This is a genomic window from Listeria sp. MAN/IMW/UF464, from assembly GCF_058683955.1.
Genome location: NZ_JBZWZP010000004.1, coordinates 174970 through 194353 on the forward strand (window position 1 = coordinate 174970; position 19384 = coordinate 194353).

Annotated in this window: 18 protein-coding genes; all 18 read right to left on the reverse strand. The window is 37.3% G+C overall.

What is annotated here, in order from left to right; genetic code table 11:
* Positions 1–21: 21 nt before the first annotated feature.
* The 18 genes from AC4PG0_RS13440 to AC4PG0_RS13525 all read right to left on the reverse strand — a co-directional run bounded on the left by AC4PG0_RS13440 (position 22) and on the right by AC4PG0_RS13525 (position 19318).
* Complete coding sequence (locus AC4PG0_RS13440; protein WP_003764010.1) at positions 22–597, reverse strand: thymidine kinase; 576 nt, start codon at positions 595–597, stop codon at positions 22–24.
* A gap of 121 nt (positions 598–718) precedes the next feature.
* A complete protein-coding gene (gene thrB / locus AC4PG0_RS13445) occupies positions 719–1585 on the reverse strand; it encodes a homoserine kinase (protein WP_003772274.1) in 867 nt (288 codons plus the stop codon).
* Positions 1585–2640 (reverse strand): threonine synthase, encoded by a 1056-nt coding sequence (gene thrC, locus AC4PG0_RS13450; RefSeq protein WP_003768378.1) that lies wholly within the window; start codon positions 2638–2640, stop codon positions 1585–1587. The genes thrB and thrC overlap by 1 nt, the downstream gene beginning before the upstream one ends.
* A gap of 2 nt (positions 2641–2642) precedes the next feature.
* Entirely contained in the window at positions 2643–3929 is a 1287-nt protein-coding gene (locus tag AC4PG0_RS13455; protein ID WP_003768381.1) for a homoserine dehydrogenase, read from the reverse strand.
* A gap of 226 nt (positions 3930–4155) precedes the next feature.
* On the reverse strand, positions 4156–4401 hold the full coding sequence (locus tag AC4PG0_RS13460) for a type B 50S ribosomal protein L31 (protein WP_003726356.1): 246 nt from the start codon (positions 4399–4401) through the stop codon (positions 4156–4158).
* 101 nt (positions 4402–4502) lie between these two features.
* Positions 4503–4940: a cell wall teichoic acid glycosylation protein GtcA gene (gene gtcA, locus AC4PG0_RS13465; protein WP_003772268.1), complete on the reverse strand. Its 438-nt coding sequence runs from the start codon at positions 4938–4940 to the stop codon at positions 4503–4505.
* 32 nt (positions 4941–4972) lie between these two features.
* Positions 4973–6244: a transcription termination factor Rho gene (rho, locus tag AC4PG0_RS13470; RefSeq protein WP_003772265.1), complete on the reverse strand. Its 1272-nt coding sequence runs from the start codon at positions 6242–6244 to the stop codon at positions 4973–4975.
* A 114-nt stretch (positions 6245–6358) separates the two neighbouring features.
* A complete protein-coding gene (gene murA, locus AC4PG0_RS13475) occupies positions 6359–7630 on the reverse strand; it encodes a UDP-N-acetylglucosamine 1-carboxyvinyltransferase (protein ID WP_010991336.1) in 1272 nt (423 codons plus the stop codon).
* A gap of 116 nt (positions 7631–7746) precedes the next feature.
* Positions 7747–8820 (reverse strand): lysylphosphatidylglycerol synthase transmembrane domain-containing protein, encoded by a 1074-nt coding sequence (locus AC4PG0_RS13480; protein WP_203574115.1) that lies wholly within the window; start codon positions 8818–8820, stop codon positions 7747–7749.
* Between the two features lie 4 nt (positions 8821–8824).
* The gene (locus AC4PG0_RS13485) at positions 8825–9850 is read right to left on the reverse strand and encodes a glycosyltransferase family 4 protein (RefSeq protein ID WP_003772260.1); all 1026 of its coding nucleotides are present in this window, start codon (positions 9848–9850) and stop codon (positions 8825–8827) included.
* Entirely contained in the window at positions 9843–11126 is a 1284-nt protein-coding gene (locus tag AC4PG0_RS13490; RefSeq protein ID WP_194317613.1) for a glycosyltransferase family 4 protein, read from the reverse strand. The genes AC4PG0_RS13485 and AC4PG0_RS13490 overlap by 8 nt, the downstream gene beginning before the upstream one ends.
* A gap of 322 nt (positions 11127–11448) precedes the next feature.
* Positions 11449–12303: a class II fructose-1,6-bisphosphate aldolase gene (gene fba, locus AC4PG0_RS13495; RefSeq protein WP_003764027.1), complete on the reverse strand. Its 855-nt coding sequence runs from the start codon at positions 12301–12303 to the stop codon at positions 11449–11451.
* A gap of 168 nt (positions 12304–12471) precedes the next feature.
* Complete coding sequence (locus AC4PG0_RS13500) at positions 12472–13392, reverse strand: diacylglycerol kinase family lipid kinase (RefSeq protein WP_194321682.1); 921 nt, start codon at positions 13390–13392, stop codon at positions 12472–12474.
* A 211-nt stretch (positions 13393–13603) separates the two neighbouring features.
* Complete coding sequence (gene pyrG / locus AC4PG0_RS13505) at positions 13604–15202, reverse strand: CTP synthase (RefSeq protein WP_003772255.1); 1599 nt, start codon at positions 15200–15202, stop codon at positions 13604–13606.
* Positions 15203–15567: 365 nt separating this feature from the next.
* Entirely contained in the window at positions 15568–16104 is a 537-nt protein-coding gene (rpoE, locus tag AC4PG0_RS13510) for a DNA-directed RNA polymerase subunit delta (protein ID WP_003728401.1), read from the reverse strand.
* A 366-nt stretch (positions 16105–16470) separates the two neighbouring features.
* Entirely contained in the window at positions 16471–18141 is a 1671-nt protein-coding gene (gene argS, locus AC4PG0_RS13515) for an arginine--tRNA ligase (RefSeq protein WP_003772252.1), read from the reverse strand.
* Positions 18138–18587 (reverse strand): YwiB family protein, encoded by a 450-nt coding sequence (locus AC4PG0_RS13520; RefSeq protein ID WP_003723610.1) that lies wholly within the window; start codon positions 18585–18587, stop codon positions 18138–18140. Before AC4PG0_RS13520 ends, argS begins: the two co-directional genes overlap by 4 nt.
* A 77-nt stretch (positions 18588–18664) precedes the next feature.
* On the reverse strand, positions 18665–19318 hold the full coding sequence (locus AC4PG0_RS13525; protein ID WP_033533659.1) for a site-2 protease family protein: 654 nt from the start codon (positions 19316–19318) through the stop codon (positions 18665–18667).
* Positions 19319–19384: the final 66 nt, after the last annotated feature.

Genomic DNA, 19384 nt, shown 5'->3' on the forward strand with positions numbered 1-19384 from the left:
GTATTTCAACACCTCTTTACCTTATTTTATTGGTGGATTGGCATGGCATTTGCGACACACTGGATAATAGTGGTCATTTCCGCCAATCATAATTTGTTCGCCTGTATAAACTGGTTTTCCTTTGTCATCCACGCGTAGAACCATCGTTGCTTTTTTTGCACAAAACCAGCAAATTGTTTTCATTTCTTCTAATTTATCCGCGTATAGCAGCAGGTATTTCGAGCCTTCAAATAATTCATTTCTAAAATCATTTTTCAGACCGTAAGCAATTACTGGGATATTTAAGTCATCCACTATTTTTGCTAATTGAAAAACATGTTCTTTTTCTAGAAATTGGGATTCATCTAAAAGAACACAATTTGGTTTCGGTTTAATATTCGCTACGATTTCAAAAATATTTGTGTCACTAAAAATAGGGGTTGCTTCTCGTTTCAGTCCAATTCGACTTGAAATGAAACCTACTTGGTCTCTATCATCAATACCTGAAGTAAAGATAGCGACTGTTTTATTTTGTTCTTCATAATTATGTGCGACTTTTAGAATTTCAATGGTTTTCCCACTATTCATGGAACCATAACGGAAAAATAACTGTGCCATTAAGACCGCTCCCTTTAACTTTATAAACTCTTTTCCTATTTTATCATAGAGCCGTACAAATTGGGACATATAGTTTTGTCTTCATGAAAAAAGCTATGCCGCAAGTGGACATAGCTTGATTTTAACGAAAAACTTCTGCGCCGCTTCCTTCAACATCAAGAAGAAGAACGTCTGCATCAATTTCAAGTGTTTGTAAAGATGTTTGAAGCGTATCTGCAACGTCTCGCGGAGCAAATACTAAGACAGTTGGGCCAGCGCCACTTAAACAAGCAGCATAAGCACCATTGTTTTTAGCAACTTCTCGAATTTGTGTTAAATGTGGCACTAATTTACTACGGTATTTTTCATGCCATAAATCGCGTTCCATCATTTCTCCAGCAAGAGTCATATCATTGCGTAGTATAGCTGCAATCATAACGTTCGCAATACTACTTGCTTTGACCGCTTCTTTGAAAGGAAGTGTTTCAGGAAGAACGCCGCGACTTTCCGAAGTTAACAGTTCTGCTTTTGGAATAAAAGCAATTAAAGCACAATCGGGAAATAAATGACGTACGTAGAAATCTTCTCCGTCCAATTTTGCTCCAACTACCCAGTTTCCAAGAACAGCTGGCGCTACATTATCAGGATGACCTTCTATTTCAGCAGCTATCCGGACTTTTTCCTCTTTTGAAAGGTTAAGTTCAGCAAGTGTATTGGCTAATTCAATTCCCGCAACAACTGCTGCCGAACTACTACCAAGTCCACGAGCGGGCGGAATATCACATGTCATCACTAAATGGTGCGGCGTTAAATTCGGCGCTAGATTTAAGGCAGTTTCGATAATCACATTGGTTTCATCATGCGGAATCCCGCCGCCAATATTATGTTCGATATACCAAGAATCCGCTTTTTCGCCAATGTCTAAAGTAAGATATAACGTTAATGCTAAACCACACGAATCAAAACCAGGCCCAAGATTAGCCGTTGTTGCCGGGACACGAATACGCATTAAGCTTTCACTCCTGAACGTAAATGTGTACGCATTGCTTCAATATCATCTACATGGGAAATCGGAATTTCATGTACGCTCATTGCTGTATCTGGATCTTTTAAGCCATTTCCAGTAAAGACACAAACGACTTTTTCCCCTTGTTTAATTGTTCCATTCGCCACATGTTGAATAACTCCAGCTAGTGATGCAGCAGAGCCAGGCTCGATGAAGACACCATCTTGTGCTGCAATTTTTTTATAAGCATTAACAATTTCATCATCTGTTACAGAATGGATATATCCGCCAGATTCGTCGCGAGCTGCTTCTGCAAGCTCCCAACTAGCTGGATTTCCGATACGAATCGCTGTTGCAATTGTTTCCGGGTTATCAATCGGTTTCCCTTGGACAATTGCAGCCGCTCCTTCTGCTTCAAATCCATGCATCCGTGGAAGTCCAGAAGCTTTGGCCTCATTCCACTCTTTAAAACCTTTCCAGTATGCAGAAATATTTCCGGCGTTACCGACTGGAATTGCAAGAACATCTGGAGCAGAACCTAATTGCTCACAGATTTCGAATGCAGCTGTTTTTTGTCCTTCTAAACGATAAGGATTTACTGAGTTTACAAGCGTTACTGCTTCTGTTTCAGCAAGTTCACGAACAGATTTTAAAGCTTCATCAAAATTACCTTGAATCGAGATAATGTCAGCGCCATACATGACTGCTTGTGCTAATTTTCCTAAAGCAACTTTACCTTCTGGAATAACAATATATGCTTTTAATCCCGCACGTGTTGCATATGCCGCAGCCGCTGCTGAAGTATTCCCAGTCGATGCACAAATAACCGCTTCCGCACCTTCTTCTTTCGCTTTAGCCACAGCCATAACCATTCCGCGGTCTTTAAAAGAACCAGTTGGATTTAACCCTTCATATTTTCCATATAAAGTTACTCCAAGTTCTTTTGATAAGTTTGGTAATGGGATAAGTGGTGTGTTTCCTTCCGCAAGTGAGATCATTGGCGTTTTTTCAGTTACTGGTAGATATTCTTTATATTTTTCTAGTAAACCTTTATACATAATTAACCCTCCACAACGGAATATTTTGCGAGCATTTGCATTTCTGGCTCATTTTTCACTCTAGTAATAGCTTGTTCTAATTGCGCTTGACTTGTTGAGTGTGTGACGATAACAACTGTCGCTGTAAAATCATCATATGGTTGTTGTAAAATTTTATCAAAACCGACGCCTGCTTCTGCAAAAATTTGTGTTAACTTAAGGAAAGTTCCTGTTTTATCATCCATTGTTAGACGTAGATAATATTTTGAGAAAACTTGTTCTTTCGGCGTATGTTTCGTTTCGTGTTTATAACTATTGAAAGCATTGCCGTTTGTACCTAGACGGCTGTTTTTTGCGACGGTAATTAAATCACTAACAACACTGGTTGCTGTTGGTAATTCGCCAGCTCCGGGACCATAAAACATGGTTTCCCCAACGGCTGCACCTGTTACAAATACAGCATTATTTTCATAGTTAACGCCTGCAAGCGGATGTGCTTTTGGTAGTAACACTGGTCCGACATTTACATTAACTGTTCCATTTGTTTCTTCTGCTGTACCTACTAGTTTAATTTTATAGCCTAATTGATATGCCACTTCAATATCTTCTGGAGAAATTCCGCGGATACCACTAGTTTCTACATTATCTAAATTCACATTCATACCAAATGCAAGTCTTGTCATAATAACCATTTTTCTCGCTGCATCAATGCCGTCCACATCATTTGTTGGATCGGATTCTGCAAAACCTAATGCTTGGGCTTCTGCTAAAACTTCTTCATATGACTTTTTCTCTGTCGTCATTTTTGTTAGCATGAAATTGGTCGTCCCGTTGACGATTCCCATTACTTTTTGAATTTTATCAGCTGCAAGGCTATTTACGATTGTACGTAAAATTGGAATTCCACCTGCAACGCTTGCTTCATAAAACAAATCACAGTTATTAGCTTGTGCAACTGCCACCAATTCGTCGCCGTGTAGCGCAATCAAATCCTTATTCGCAGTTACAACATGCTTTCCAGCTTTCAAGGCCTGCAAAATGTATTCCCGCGCAGTTGTGATGCTGCCCATAACCTCGACAACAACAGCAATTTCTGGATCATCCAGTACATCAGACGGATTGGTGGTTAGTTCAAAACCTTTTGTTTCATAACGGCGATTTTTCTCTAAGTCACGAACTAGCACTTTCTTTACAGAAATATGATAGCCAGTTACTTGACTAATTTTTTCTTGATGCTCTTCTAAAATATGAATAACACCGCTACCTACCGTTCCAAATCCTAACACACCTACTTGTAACTTTGCTTCCACTTGAAAACCTCCTTATTATTGTTTAACAAAACAGAAAATTTAACTTTTTTATTACCTACTCATAAAAAAAGTAATTAGTGATATTATACGCAACTTCACAGGGAAAAGTAAACCCTTGAAGGAAAAGTTTTTATTTTTAGTAGTCTCACTCAGGAAATAATTCCATAAAAAAAACACACCCAGCAAAAGCTGAGTGCGCAAATTATTTCGTTCGTTACATACAGTCTTATTTGAGACCGTATTTTTTGTTGAAGCGGTCCACACGGCCGTCTGCAGTCGCATGTTTTTGTTTACCAGTATAGAACGGGTGCGAATCAGAAGAGATTTCGACACGAAGTAATGGATACTCGTTGCCATCTTCCCATTTAATTGTTTCGCTTGAGCTCTTAGTAGAACCTGACAAAAATTTGAAATCAGTACTAGTATCAACAAATACCACTGGACGGTACTCAGGATGAATTCCAGTTTTCATTTCTTTTCAACTCCTTCGCCCTGAATCATCTGAAACAGAGTAATTAAGTGCTTTTACACACAGTATAAATATTATAACAATGTTGAAGCAAACAAGCAAGATTATTTTTGCACTTTAAAGATTATCCATTTGCTAAACACATAGTTCAGTACAAGCACAATAATATTGGTCCAAATTTTCGCCCATAATTCGTCTACAGATAGATAACTGATTAAAAGAATCATGACTAAAATATCTATTATATAAGTTAAACACCGAAAACCAAAAAATGAACTCGCTTCACGAAGACGATCTTTCCAAGTAGGCGTATAACTTTCAAAAACAAATTTTTTATTAGAAAAGTAGGCAAAAAGTACAGACGCGATAAAAGCGATTGTGTTTGCAATACGATAATCCCAGTTCAAGATATACGTACATAACCAAAATGTCACGATATTAATAACTGTTGCAAAACCGCCCATAATTAAGTACATCAAAATACTATGTATCTGATCGGTATACCACGGTATTTTGTTTAATAATTGTCTTATTTTACTCATAAAATAACTTCTTTCTTAGTAAGGTATTTGGTTTATTTTTTAAACATTTCCTCTTGTAATAATTCATAAAACGCTTCATTGTTTTCGGTTTTTTTCAGGTATCTGACAAAGCGTTCTGAAATATCAAGTCCATCGCTTTGTTTTGGCATTGCCTTCCGAATTTTCCAAAGTTGTTCTAAGCGTTCTTTAGATAATAGCAATTCTTCTTTTCTTGTTCCAGAACGGCGCATATCGATGGCAGGAAAGACGCGGCGCTCAGCAAGTTGTCGGTCAAGATGTAATTCCATGTTACCAGTACCTTTGAATTCCTCGTAAATAACATCATCCATTCGTGAACCGGTATCAACTAGTGCTGTTGCAAGGATAGTCAAACTTCCGCCTTCCTCAATATTACGTGCTGCACCAAAGAAGCGTTTAGGACGATGGAAAGCAGCTGGATCAATACCACCAGAAAGTGTACGACCACTTGGCGGAATGACAAGGTTATAGGCTCTTGCTAATCGAGTAATACTATCCATTAAAATAACAACATCTCGTTTTTGTTCTACTAAACGCATCGCACGTTCCAGTACTAATTCTGCTACTTTAATATGATTTTCTGGAACTTCATCAAAGGTAGAGCTAACAACATCCGCTTTTACAGAGCGTTCAATATCAGTTACTTCTTCAGGTCGTTCATCTATTAGTAAAACGATCAGTTCAGACTCAGGATGATTAGTTGTAATCGCATTCGCAATTTCTTTTAATAAAACAGTCTTACCTGCTTTTGGTGGCGCTACAATCAGCCCACGTTGTCCAAAACCAATTGGCGAAATCAAATCAATTGTCCGCGTCGAAATTGGCATTTTTCCAGTTTCCAAATGAATTTGACGATCAGGATAAAGCGGAGTAAGTCCTGGAAAATGCACTCTTTCTTTGGCTACTTCCGGATTTTCACCGTTAACTGCTTCCACATGTAGCAAGCCAAAATAGCGTTCATTTTCTTTCGGAGGACGTACTTTTCCAGAAACCTTATCCCCAGTCCTTAATTCAAAACGTCTAATTTGAGAAGCCGAAATATAAATATCTTCCGAACTAGAAGAATAATTAATTGGCCGTAAAAAACCAAAACCTTCATTTGGAATAATCTCTAAAACGCCTTCCATAAAAAAGAAACCTTCTTTTTCGGCATTTGATTTTAGTAAAGCAAAAATAAGTTCTCTTTTTGTTAGTTTGCTATAATATGCGATTTTATGTTCTTTTGCCAAAGCGTAAATATCTTTTATTGTTAAACTTTCTAAGTATGCAATGGACAGTTTTGCCATATGTGTACCACCTTTTTGAGTTAATAATATTTTATAAGTTTTTAGGAATAAGTGGAAAATGAGGTGAAATCGAGGGAAGGCTGAAGCGAACTGATTCGCTCAGCCTCTCTTTTTTTATAATTTAGTTTCTGCTGCAGTGCTACGAGTGATATCAGCGCCAATTGCAGAAAGCTTTTCGATAATTTTACTATAACCGCGTTCTATATGTTCAACACCATGAATTTCTGTTGTTCCTTCCGCCAAAAGCCCCGCAATAACTAGAGCAGCTCCGGCACGTAAATCAGTTGCTGTAACTTTAGAACCTTGGAGTTTAACAGGCCCACTTACAACCGCCGATCGACCTTCTAACTTGAACTTCCCGCCCATTCGCTCAATCTCAGCTATATGCTTAAAACGGCTCGGGTAAATCGTGTCGGTAACAACGCTGCTACCTTCTGCACGGGTTAAAAGTGCGGTTAACGGTTGTTGCAAGTCAGTCGGAAAACCTGGATACGCATATGTTTTAATATCTACTTTTTTGATTTTTTCTACTTCCCCAACAAAAATAGCGTCTTCTTCAATATCCATCGGAATTCCCATCTCTGTCATTTTTGCGATAATTCCTTCTAAATGAGTTGGGATAACATTCTCAATTCGTACGCCTTTCCCCGATGCTGCGGCAAGTACCATAAAAGTTCCTGCTTCAATTCGGTCAGGGATAATTGTATGATGACAGCCATGAAGATGCTCCACACCAGTGATTCGAATAGTGTCTGTCCCAGCACCTTTAATAATCGCTCCCATATTGGAAAGAAGCGTTGCAACATCAATAATTTCTGGTTCTTTTGCAGCGTTCTCAATAATTGTTTTTCCTTTTGCGCGAACAGCTGCTAACATAATATTTATAGTCGCACCTACACTTACAACGTCTAAATAAATACGAGCTCCTTTTAATTCATCGGCCCGCAAATAAATAGCCCCTTGTTCATTCGTTACTTTTGCGCCTAATGCTTCAAAACCTTTAATGTGTTGATCAATTGGACGCGGACCTAAATAACAGCCACCTGGAAGCCCGATAACTGCTTTTTTAAACCGACCTAGCATTGCTCCCATTAAGTAATAAGACGCACGCAATTTCTTCACATTTCCTGTTGGAAGTGGCATAGAAATCATATCTGCTGGATCAATTACCGCTGTTTTATTATCATAACGGACACTGCCGCCAAGTTCTTCTAAAATATCATAAAGTGTATAAACATCTGAAATATCTGGTAAACCTTCTAAAACTACTTCAGATTCCGCTAAAATTGCAGCTGGAATCAAGGCAACTGCGCTATTTTTTGCACCGTCTACTTGCAAAGTTCCGGCTAATTTTTTGCCACCTTGTATAATCAATTTATTCGTCACAAATGTACCCTTCTTTCCTGAAGCATGTAATACTTTTTCATTATCCATTAAATTGTTTTACTTTGCAAGATTCTTTCTTCAAAAAAAGCCGGGAACAGTTCATTCCAAGCTTTTCATTACGACGAAATATTTTTTACGGGTGCTTTTGTTAATGCTTCTATATGAGGTTTGATTTTTTTAGAAGCTGTATCTTTAATTAATAAGGCTCCTGCCCCAAAAACAATGCAACTATAATAGGTAATAATTCGCCATAAAACGAGCGCCATCAATAGTTTTGCTGGTCCAAGCAACATACCAAACAACAACGTAAATGTATACTCAGCACCACCTGCGCCTCCAGGAGTTGGCATAACAGTAGCAAACATAATAATAAAGGCGTGATAAGTAATCGCCATATACAGCCCAATGCCAGTTACACCAATTGCTTGTAAAATGAAGAAAGGTATTGAGAAATATATCCATAATTGGAGCGTCGTATAAAAACAACAGCGCACAATTAATTTCCAATCTTTCCCAATCCGACTACTTTCTTCATGGAAAGTAATAATTTTTTCGTCTAGTGTATTTTTTAAATTCGCAACTTTTTCTTTTTTCATAAATAATCTAGTCGGAAGTAATAGCACATGTACTAATTTTGTGGTGAATTTCTGACTTCTACCGACTAAAATTAAGGCTACGATAACTACCACGTGGACGCCAAAACCAAGCAAAACAAGAAATTTAAGTTGCGTTACCCCTGTCATCAAGTAATGAATACCGAAAATCAAAATAACTAAAAAATTAAGTACAACCATCGCTTGATAAATAATAAATTTCACGAGTAAAACAGAACTTCCTCGTCCAGCATCCATGCCTTGTTTTGTTAACATTACGAGCTGTGCCGGTTGTCCACCCGTCGCCATCGGAGTAATCGTATTAAAAAATTGACCAATCATCGTTATCCGAAAAGAAGAAAAGAATCGTTGGTCTTTATTTGCAGGCTTTGAAGCGGTTTGTAAAACGACTGCTTCTAAAAACCAATAAATAAACATCGCCGCAAATGCTCCTAGAAGCCACCACGGATTGACTTTTAACATCGAAGCAAAGAATGTGGAAATATCTACGCCTTGAAATTGCCAAATAATGAAGCCGATACTAATCGCCAGTACAATAGCTATATTAAATAGATTCTTCTTCGCGCCTGCACTCATATGCTCACTCCTTCGTTAATAATCCTTGATAAAAGGCAAACCATATTTTTGCCAAACGATCTTCTGAATAATAGGTTGCGCCCTCTTTAGCGGCTTGCAACATTTCGTTATAATAATCAGTATCATGTTCTAAGCGTTCTATAGCCCGTATAAAACCAGGATTATCAACTTCTTTTACATAATAGCCAGTTAAAATTTCTTCATATAATTCTAAATTTCGAAGCAAAATAGGAACATCCGCGCTCATTGCTTCTAAAATCGCCATTGGAAACAGCTCATTATACGATGGCATAAAGAATAAATCCGCCATATTAATACAAGCATTCATTTCTGAACGATCGACAATGCCAATAAATTTCACATTTGCTGGCGGATTATCATAAATTTTCTTAAGTTCTTCATACCCCGAAGTAATCTTCCCAAAAGAAAATCCTCCCGCCCACACGAACTGGATATGCGGTAATTGTTTTGCCACTTCAATAAAGTCGAGTACACCTTTTCGATGTTGAACTTGCCCTATCCCAATTACGGTGAATTTATCAGCCGGAATTCCATATTTTTCACGAGCAAGCTTTTTTTCTGCCGTAGAAATTGGGAAAAAAGTTTTTTTCGAGACAAAATTAGGTATATAATGGATTTTTTCTTCCGGGATGTCATATGCAGTTAATTTTGGAATGAACGAGGGATTAACAACAACTATTTCATCCATTCGCTTATAAAAACTAATTAAATATTTATAAAACACAACGCGAGCAATCCAAGGTAATTTCAAACTACCTTCCATTGTTTCTGGCAAAAAGTGCACATAACCAACTCGGACTCCGCGTTTCTTCTTAAAAAAGGTCGAAAGAAAAAAACGGAAATCAACGGTATGATAATGCGTGATATCCGATTTCTCAAAACTATTAATCTTCATATCAATCTCATTTGTATATCTTTCTTCTAGTAAATTCACAAGTTCGCGATAAGCTGATGCTACACCTTGTCCTTTTACTTTTTCTGCTGAAGATAGCATTGTCAACTTAATCACGCCGCGATGACCTCTCTTTCCTTTGTACATGCGTAGAGGACGAAAGTGAAAATACTTGAGAAGCAATTTTACTTTTTATTAATGTCGGCTTTACTTTAATCGTGCCGTTTTGTCGCTTTACACGGTATATTTCGCGAACCTCATTGTATGTAGACTCAACATTGATGCCAAATTGTTCCGCGGAAATTGATTCTACTTTTACTCTTCCATTTGTAGCTACTAAAGTCGCCATTTCTTTATCAGAAAATATTTTAATTAATAGGCTTGCTAGTTCGTCATCTTTATCGAATAAAAAGGCTGTTTCTTTATCTGCTAAAAAGCCTTCAATACTTTCATCGCGTTTTGCAACAACTGGTAACGAGGCCGCCATTGCTTCTGCGTAAGTTAAACCTTGTGTTTCTGTCGTTGAAGCACTAACAAATAAATCACCTAATTGATAATATAAACTAATGTTTTCCCAGTCAACTGCCCCTGTGAAAATAACATGATTTTCTAATTGTTTGGTTTCTACTAATTTTTCTAAGTCTTTGCGTACCGGCCCGTCTCCAACAATCACTAGTTTTGCATTAGGTTTCGTTTCAAGGACTTCTGGCATCGCATTAATAATGGCATCGATATTTTTTTCATGAGCAATTCTTCCAAGCGAAAGAATTACAGAATCATCTTCTTCAATTCCAAGTGATTGTTTCAAATCCAGAATTCGCTGTTTTTCAACCGGAGCAAATGACGAAATATCTGTACCAGTTGGAACTGTATACATTAATTTATGAATGCCTTGCTCTTCTAAGTGATGTCTTACTTTTGCAGTTGGAGTGATTATGGCATCATAGCTATCACAAAAAGATTTTGTCATTTTGCCAACCATTGAAGGCGTTAAAATTTTACCTTTTGCGATATAGTGCAAGTAATCAACATACATTGTATGGTAGGTATGGATAGATGGAATATTATATTTTTTAGCAATTCGCTTACCCAAAAGACCTAATGAAAACTCTGTATGTGTGTGGATAATATCTAAATTTAAGCGACCTACTAGCTTAATAAACTTATTCATTCCTGCAATTGCTACGCGACGTTCCGGAAAAAAGACAAACGGTATACTAGGTAAACGAAACACACGTCCTTCTTCGCTTTCTCTATCAGCGTTAGGATCCGTCGTTGTAAAAATATATACAGTGTGCCCTTGTTTTCTTAGTTCGTTTTCCATAATCATTATCGATGTAGCTACACCGCTAATTTGCGGACTGTAGGTATCCGTAAAAATCCCTATATTCATTACTATCGCCTACTCTCTTCCTCGTTGGTTCATTCATCATTTAATATACTATTATAACATAACTATAGTAAGTCGTATCACATAACTAACTACATTATGGCTCATTTATCTAGATAAAACATGCGCCTGAAGCATGATTTTTAATCGGGAAATTACAAATCTTGATTTCTTTTGACCGAAAGCTATAGTTATCATACCATATTCATCTTGATAACGATAATTAATTTCCTTCTATAAGTACTTAAACTTTACATAAAAAATAACTGGCCAAATCAACAAGTGATTCTAACCAGTTATTTTTTATATCATCATAAAGTTCGTCTTACGCTTTACCGTTAGAACCAAACTCTTGAATTTTTTCTGTTACAGTTTTGATAATCGCGTCCACACCAGGGCCGATTACTTTACGTGGATCATAAACTTTGTCATCAGTAGCTAATTTTTCGCGAACAGCTGCAGTCCAAACGATTTGGCATTCAGTGTTAACGTTGATTTTGCTGTGACCAAGTTCAATTGCTTTTTTAATTTGGTGTTCAGGAATTCCAGAACCGCCGTGAAGTACAAGTGGAGCACCTGTAAGTTCGGAGATTTCTTTCATTTCGTCAAAACCAAGAACTGGTTCGCCGTGGTAAGGACCGTGAACAGAACCTAATGCTGCAGCAAGTGCATCAATGTTAGCTTCTTTAACAACACGTAAACATTCTTGTGGATCAGCATAGTTGATTCCACCAGTAACGCCGTCTTCATCTCCACCAACAGTTCCAATTTCAGCTTCTACAGATACACCTTTAGCATGCGCATAATCAACAACTTGTTTAGTCATTGCAATATTATCATCAATTGGGTGGTGAGAGCCGTCGATCATTACAGAAGAGAATCCTGCATCGATAGCTGCTTTACAAGAATCAAAGCTTGAACCATGGTCAAGGTGAATCGCAACAGGTACAGTGATTTTCAGGTCTTCTACAAGTCCTTCAGTCATTTTTACAACTGTTTTGAATCCTCCCATGTATTTAGCAGCTCCTTCAGAAACTCCTAAAATAACTGGTGATTTTTCTGCTTCTGCAGCTTTCAAAATAGCTTGAGTCCATTCAAGGTTGTTGATGTTGAATTGACCAACAGCATATTTTCCAGCTAATGCTTTTTTCAGCATGTCTGTCATGTTAACGATAGGCATAATACAATTTCCTCCCTCAGGAATTTAGGAAAACCATTTTTGATTTCCCCTAAGATTTGAATTTCCGCCGTGAAAAATAGTGGCAGCTATTTTCCCCTAACAAACTTATGATAACAGATTTGTGATGAATTTACCATAAAAACTAGAAAATTTTCTGGTGAAAACGCTTTAGCCTCTAAGACGGGCTGAAATTCTTTTTTCATCAGCAAATACTTCTAACGCTTCTGGAATCACCTCTAACGTATAAGGCGCTTTTCCACCATAAACCCCATCGTAACTTACATTTAAATCTGCGTCACTTTTAATAGTAACTTTATTTGTACGGGCATGAATAACATGAGGACTATTTAGATGTGTCCCTTTTTTTATAGAAGCAAATAATTGGAATAATTTTTTAGGAGAAACCTTCTTTAAAATTAAAAGCTCAAACATACCGCTATTTAATTGAGCTGGTGGACATAACGTTTCCATCCCGCCAACAGAATTGGTTTTATTTACGAAAAATAGTAATATCTCACCTTTAAAAGTTTCTTCATTGTAAGTTATTTCAACGTTAACAGGGGACAACTTAGGAAGAACGGTTAATCCACTAAAGAGATATGCAAGTCTGCCCCATTTAGACTTCATTGATTCTTTTACCGCATAAGTTATTTCCGTAATTCGTCCACCTGCTGCATTATTAATAAAAAATTCCGTCTCATTTGCTTTTCCAATATCTACTCGGATTGTTTCTTGCTTAGCTATTATTTGAAGCGCTTCTAGCGGATCTTTTGCAAAATTTAGTGCTCTTGCGTAATCGTTTGTTGTACCTACTGGCAAGATACCTAATTTTGGTCTTTTCTCTACTTGCATTAGTCCGTTAACAACTTCATTCACAGTTCCATCTCCACCTGCTGCAATCACTACTTCATACCCTGCTTCTGCTGCTTGTTTCGCGATTAAAGTTGTGCTTTTTAGCGCTGGTGTTGACGGGACTAAAGTTACTTCAAAATCCGCATTTGTTAAAATTTTTTCGGCATCTGGAAGTAATTTTCTGAATTTATTTTTCCCCGCTGCTGGGTTATATATAATCATCGCTTTCTTCTGCAAATTGCTGCTCCCTCTTTCCTTTAGATATTGTTTAGTTTCCTATTTTAAATGGGCGATGTCAACTTGTTTGACTGGATGTGGGAGCAAATTTTGCCAAAAACGATCTAAAAAATCCACATTATTCACGAAGTCCTAGTTTATTTAATATAAAAACGACTTATTTTCTGTCAAAATCAGAAAATAAGTCGCTAAAATAAATGCTTCTATTATTTTATTTATTATTAAGTGATGCGCCAACAAAATCTTTAAACAGGCTTTGTGGACGATTTGGACGGGAAATGAATTCTGGGTGATATTGACAAGCGACAAACCAAGGATGGTCAGCTAATTCAACTACTTCAACTAGGCGGCCATCTGGGCTCGTTGCAGACACAATCATGCCAGCTTCTTCCATTTGTTCTCTATATTCGTTATTAAACTCATAACGATGACGGTGACGCTCTTCTACAAGAGTTGTACCATAAGCAGCCTCAGCTTTAGTGCCTTGCTTAATACGTGCTGGATACAGTCCTAGACGAAGTGTTCCACCCATGTTTTCGATGTTCTTTTGTTCTGGTAATAAATCAATGATATTATGTTTTGTTTCAGGTTCGATTTCTGCTGAATGTGCTCCTTCAAGGCCAAGCACGTTACGAGCAAATTCGACTGTTGCTAGTTGCATACCTAAACAAATACCAAAATAAGGCACTTTATTTACGCGTGCATATTCGATAGCAGCAATTTTACCTTCGATGGCACGATCTCCAAAACCACCAGGAACTAAAATACCATCAACGTCTTTCATGATTTCAGCAACATTTTCTTTTGTTACTTTTTCGGAATCAATCCAGTCGATTTCGATTTCCGCATCGTGCTCATATCCTGCATGACGAAGTGCTTCTGCTACAGAAAGATAAGCATCTTGTAATGATACATATTTACCAACTAGACCGATACGAACTTTTTTGGATAGATTTTTCACGCGGTGTACTAAGTTTTTCCAATCAGTCATTTCAGCTTGCGGTGCTTCTAATTGCAAGTGTTCTAGGACAATATCATCCATTTTTTGTTTTTGTAAAGAAAGCGGTACGTTATAAAGTGTTTCTTCATCACGAGATTCAATAACCTCTGAAGCTTTAATATCACAAAATAGCGCAATCTTATCTTTCATTTCTTGAGAAACTGGTTGCTCTGTACGAACAACGATAATGTTTGGTTGAATTCCTAGACTGCGAAGTTCTTTAACGCTATGTTGAGTTGGTTTAGTTTTCATTTCACCAGCTGCTTTGATATAAGGAATTAAAGTTGTGTGGATGTAAAGTACGTTTTCCGCACCAACATCACTTTTAATTTGACGAATTGCTTCTAAGAATGGTAATGATTCGATGTCTCCAACAGTTCCACCAATTTCTGTGATAATAATATCTGAATTGGTCATGCGAGCTGCACGGAAAACACGATCTTTTAATTCGTTTGTAATGTGTGGAATAACTTGCACTGTTCCACCTAAGTAATCCCCGCGACGTTCTTTTTTAATAACTTCTGAGTAAACTTTCCCAGTTGTTACATTGCTGTATTTATTTAAGTTAATATCGATAAAACGTTCGTAATGGCCAAGGTCTAGGTCTGTTTCTGCGCCATCATCTGTCACATAAACTTCCCCGTGTTGGTATGGGCTCATTGTTCCTGGATCCACGTTGATGTATGGATCAAATTTTTGAATGGTAACACTAAGTCCACGATTTTTCAGCAAACGTCCGAGCGATGCTGCTGTGATTCCTTTTCCGATTGACGAAACTACGCCACCTGTAACGAAAATATACTTTGTCATGTTAAAAAAATCTACTCCTTCCTGAAATGAAAAACTTGCAGGGTCTGACGATTTTCCTGCTGGGGTGGGAAATTGCCAGATAAAACAATATTGTGATTATCTTGCTAGCGTACTAATCACAATTTCAAGTATTTTGTAAACCAAAATAAAAAACACTCCGCCTACTTTTTAAAAGTAAGGGAGCGCTGATTCTCATAAATATCCGTCCCTATAAAAGGGAGCCCAAATAAAATACTACTAATGATAGCGAGATAAGTCAAGCCTTTATTTTTTGAAACCGCCATCAACCCATTAAACACGTTAAAAAAAATCAGATAGACGCTTTCCATAAAAATGGATGTATCTATCTGATTAACATTTAGTTATTATTTATCTTCTGGGTCTTCTGTGTAATCCCCATCAGTATAATCATCTTCTACTGTAGCTAAATCGCCTTCGATACCGTCTGGCAAGTGGTCATCGTCATCTTCGTCTTCATCAAGTAAGACATCCGCAAGAGAGATTTCTTCTTCACCAAGTTCTTCCACGATTTCTTCATCATCGTAGTCCACGTCATCATCCAGGATTTCTTCATCTTCATCGTCATCATCATCTGATTTACGTTTTTTCTTCGGAGTTGTTTGCGTTTGAACTTCCTCATCAATTGCATCCATTGGATACCATGCACGAAGTCCCCACGTATTATTTCCTAGTGAAATGAAGTTACCATCAATATTCATATCTGTATAAAATTGAACAAGACGCTCCCTTATTTCTGCATCTTTCAAACCTAGGAACGCTTGAATCTCTTTCACTAATTCAGGGAAAAGAATGGTTTCTTTCCGCTGTTCCAAAATAAAATGTGCAACATCAATTAAAGATAGTTCACTACGTTCTTCTTGCGTTAAGTTCTTTAAATCCAAAACTGGCACGCCCTTTCTATCGTAATTCCAATTTATTTAGCTGTTATTTTTTCGTTCAGCCCAACTTCACTATTTTACATGTTATTTCTGGCAAGTACAACCTAAATTTTCTTAATTACATCAATTCTTCTTGACTATTTTATATCCGATGTAAAAGAATAGGATGGCCATTAAAAGAATTGGGATTGATCCAAGTTGAAAGTCGTAGAGAATATAGACTGCGACGCACAGAAACACGAAAAGCAGCGCCAAAATTATTAATCGCTTCATCATATGCTCTCCCCGTTTTTTTCAATTACCTATGTTTCTTTTAACTTTAGTACATTTTGGTTATGACGTCAACGAGTAACCTATATTTTTAGGATATCACATTTTTTCTGGTGCAGATACACCAAGAAGGGTCAAACCATTTCGAAGGGTAATTTGTGCTGTTTTAATCAGTGCTAGTCTCGCTTTTGTAACTTCTAGGTTATCCATATCGAGCACTTTATTACTATTATAAAAACGGTGGAATGCTGTCGCTAAATCATTTAAGTAGCGAACGATACGGTGTGGCGCTCTTTTTACTGCGGCTTCAGCAACAACATCTGCGAACTCACCTAATACTTTTAATAAGTCATATTCTGCCTCAGTTTCTAAAAGGCTCATATTAGCATCTTTTGAAACTTCCAAGCCTTGCTCTTTGCCAGAACGTAAAATACTAGAAATTCTCGCATGGGCATATTGTACATAATAAACAGGATTATCATTGGACGTTGATTTTGCTAAACTCATATCGAAGTTCATATGAGTATCAGAACTACGCATTGCAAAGAAATATCTCGTCGCATCCAGACCAACTTCTTCAATTAAGTCACGCATTGTAACAGATTTACCAGTACGTTTACTCATTTTAACTTGCACGCCATCTTCAAACAAGTGGACTAGCTGAATGATTTCTACTTCTAATTGATTCGGTGAGTAACCAAGCGCTTCAATCGCAGCACGCATCCGCGGAATATAACCGTGATGATCCGCTCCCCAAATATCAATTAATACGTCGAAACCACGCTCTAATTTATTTAAATGATAAGCAATGTCTGGTAAGAAATAAGTGTAGCTACCATCTGATTTGATTAAAACTCGATCTTTATCATCTTCAAAATCAGTTGTTCTTAACCAAGTAGCTCCATCTTGCTCATAAATATAGCCATTTTCGCGTAAACGTTCTAAGGCAGGTAATACTTTGTTTTCTTCATATAATGACGTTTCTGAAAACCACTCATCAAAAGAAACACGGAATTCTTCTAAGTCTGCCCGTAGTTTTCCTGTTTCAAATGCAAGTGCATCTACACGGAAAACGGAACGGCGCTCTTCTTCGCTAGCATTCACATATTTATCGCCGTATTTAGCGGCTAAATCTTTCCCAAGTGCGATAATATCTGAACCGCGGTAACCATCCTCTGGAAATTCAGATTCTAAGCCTAACGCTTCAAAATAGCGCGCTTCTGCTGAAAGAACTAAATTATTAATTTGATTCCCAGCATCATTAATATAATATTCTCTGGAAACATCAAATCCGGCCATTTTCATAATGTTTGCAAGAGAATCTCCAATTGCAGCTCCACGGGCATGTCCAAGGTGTAAGTCGCCAGTTGGGTTAGCGGAAACGAATTCAATTTGGAATTTTTCACCTTTACCAAAATCTGATTCTCCGTACTTCTTATCCTCAGTTAAGATGACTGGTACTAAATCGGTTAAATAAGCATTATCTAAATAAAAATTAATAAAACCAGGTCCAGCAATTTCTACTTCTTTAATTAATTTGCTGTCTTTTTTTAGCTCAGGAACGATACTTTCGGCAATTTGACGAGGCGCTTTCTTAGCAACTCTAGCAAGCTGCATCGCAATATTAGTCGAATAATCTCCATGCTTCTTGTCTTTTGGTACTTCGAGTAAAATTTCTGGTACTTCTGTTTCTTCTAAACCAACCGCTTGAACAACTGCTTGTTTGATATGTTCAATTAGTTTGATTTGGTTCTCTTGCATGACATTCATTCTGCGTCCTCCTCTATTTTCATTAAAACAGTATATGAGCCGATGTATTCGCCGTGACTAAGCAAATCATATTGAAATGCAACTTCACTAAGCACATCCGGCTTATTTTCATATAGTTCTTCCATTGATACTAGTTCTGATTCTAATTGTAATTTCCCCGCCCCTGAATCAACAGAAGCAGTACTTCTCCTATTATCTCGGAAAAAGTGCATTCTCATATTTACAGCACCGCTTCTCATTAAAAGCAGCTCGTTGTCAGCAATTTTAAGCACTGTTCGAATCGTTCCAGCTAATTGTTTTTCCTCATAATGCAGATAGCGATTCCCTTTATCGCGGTAGAAAACACCCGAAACAGACATATCGGATTTCTCTTCTGCATCCATCTGACGGATGACATTGGTGATATGAATAGTTACTTTTTTTCGTTCCATTTGATTGGCTGTCATATCGCTTATTTACCCCTTTCCGGTCAGAAGAATAGACGCATTATATTATAGTGAAAAATAGCATGAAAAGCAACAGGTTAAAATGCTGATAGTCCGAAAATCATCAATATTATATCAAAAACAAACGGAATAACAGTGTCGAAAATTGGTTGAATAGTAAAATTGGAAATTGGTGTTAAAGCTATAACTAAGAAAATAAGCATGCCGTAGCGTTCCACTGGCTCAAGTTTAGCTCTAGCTGACATCGGTAAGAATTCTACTAATATTTGGTAACCATCTAACGGTGGAATTGGAATTAAATTAAATACAAATAAAACAAGATTTAATTGCACAAAAATCATTAAAAACGTTTCCGTCACTGAACCGTAAGTGAAAAATGCATAGTTCAGAAAAAGAGCGTACAAACCAACACCAATCATTGCTAGTAGAAGGTTACTTACCGGACCAGCAAGAGTGACAAGAATACTACCAAGACGTCTTTTCTTTAATTTAAAACGATTGACTGGGGTTGGTTTCGCCCAACCGAATCCAGCAATTAAAATCATTAATAAGCCAAACAAATCAATATGTACAAGTGGATTTAGGGATAAACGACCTTGATTTTTTGCGGTATCATCCCCAAACGCTAGAGCTACTAACGCATGCGCCCATTCGTGAATCGTAAAGGCAATTAAAAGTGTAACTACAACATAAGGTATCATTTCAAGTGGATAAGCGAGAAAACTAGGCATAAGCGCCTCCTTTATCTTTTATAGAGTAATTTTTATGTGCTATAATGAAAAAAAACTTTTATCGAG

Bases quoted from the DNA above. Each gene is read 5' to 3' on its own strand.
- thrC (WP_003768378.1), bottom strand. From the start codon at position 2,640: ATGTATAAAGGTTTACTAGAAAAATATAAAGAATATCTACCAGTAACT.
- pyrG (WP_003772255.1), bottom strand. From the start codon at position 15,202: ATGACAAAGTATATTTTCGTTACAGGTGGCGTAGTTTCGTCAATCGGA.
- thrB (WP_003772274.1), bottom strand. From the start codon at position 1,585: ATGCGTATTCGTGTCCCGGCAACAACGGCTAATCTTGGGCCTGGTTTT.
- argS (WP_003772252.1), bottom strand. From the start codon at position 18,141: ATGAATGTCATGCAAGAGAACCAAATCAAACTAATTGAACATATCAAA.
- gtcA (WP_003772268.1), bottom strand. From the start codon at position 4,940: ATGAGTAAAATAAGACAATTATTAAACAAAATACCGTGGTATACCGAT.
- AC4PG0_RS13480 (WP_203574115.1), bottom strand. From the start codon at position 8,820: ATGAGTGCAGGCGCGAAGAAGAATCTATTTAATATAGCTATTGTACTG.
- AC4PG0_RS13460 (WP_003726356.1), bottom strand. From the start codon at position 4,401: ATGAAAACTGGAATTCATCCTGAGTACCGTCCAGTGGTATTTGTTGAT.
- AC4PG0_RS13525 (WP_033533659.1), bottom strand. From the start codon at position 19,318: ATGCCTAGTTTTCTCGCTTATCCACTTGAAATGATACCTTATGTTGTA.
- AC4PG0_RS13520 (WP_003723610.1), bottom strand. From the start codon at position 18,587: ATGACAGCCAATCAAATGGAACGAAAAAAAGTAACTATTCATATCACC.
- rho (WP_003772265.1), bottom strand. From the start codon at position 6,244: ATGGCAAAACTGTCCATTGCATACTTAGAAAGTTTAACAATAAAAGAT.
- AC4PG0_RS13490 (WP_194317613.1), bottom strand. From the start codon at position 11,126: ATGAATATAGGGATTTTTACGGATACCTACAGTCCGCAAATTAGCGGT.
- AC4PG0_RS13440 (WP_003764010.1), bottom strand. From the start codon at position 597: ATGGCACAGTTATTTTTCCGTTATGGTTCCATGAATAGTGGGAAAACC.
- fba (WP_003764027.1), bottom strand. From the start codon at position 12,303: ATGCCTATCGTTAACATGACAGACATGCTGAAAAAAGCATTAGCTGGA.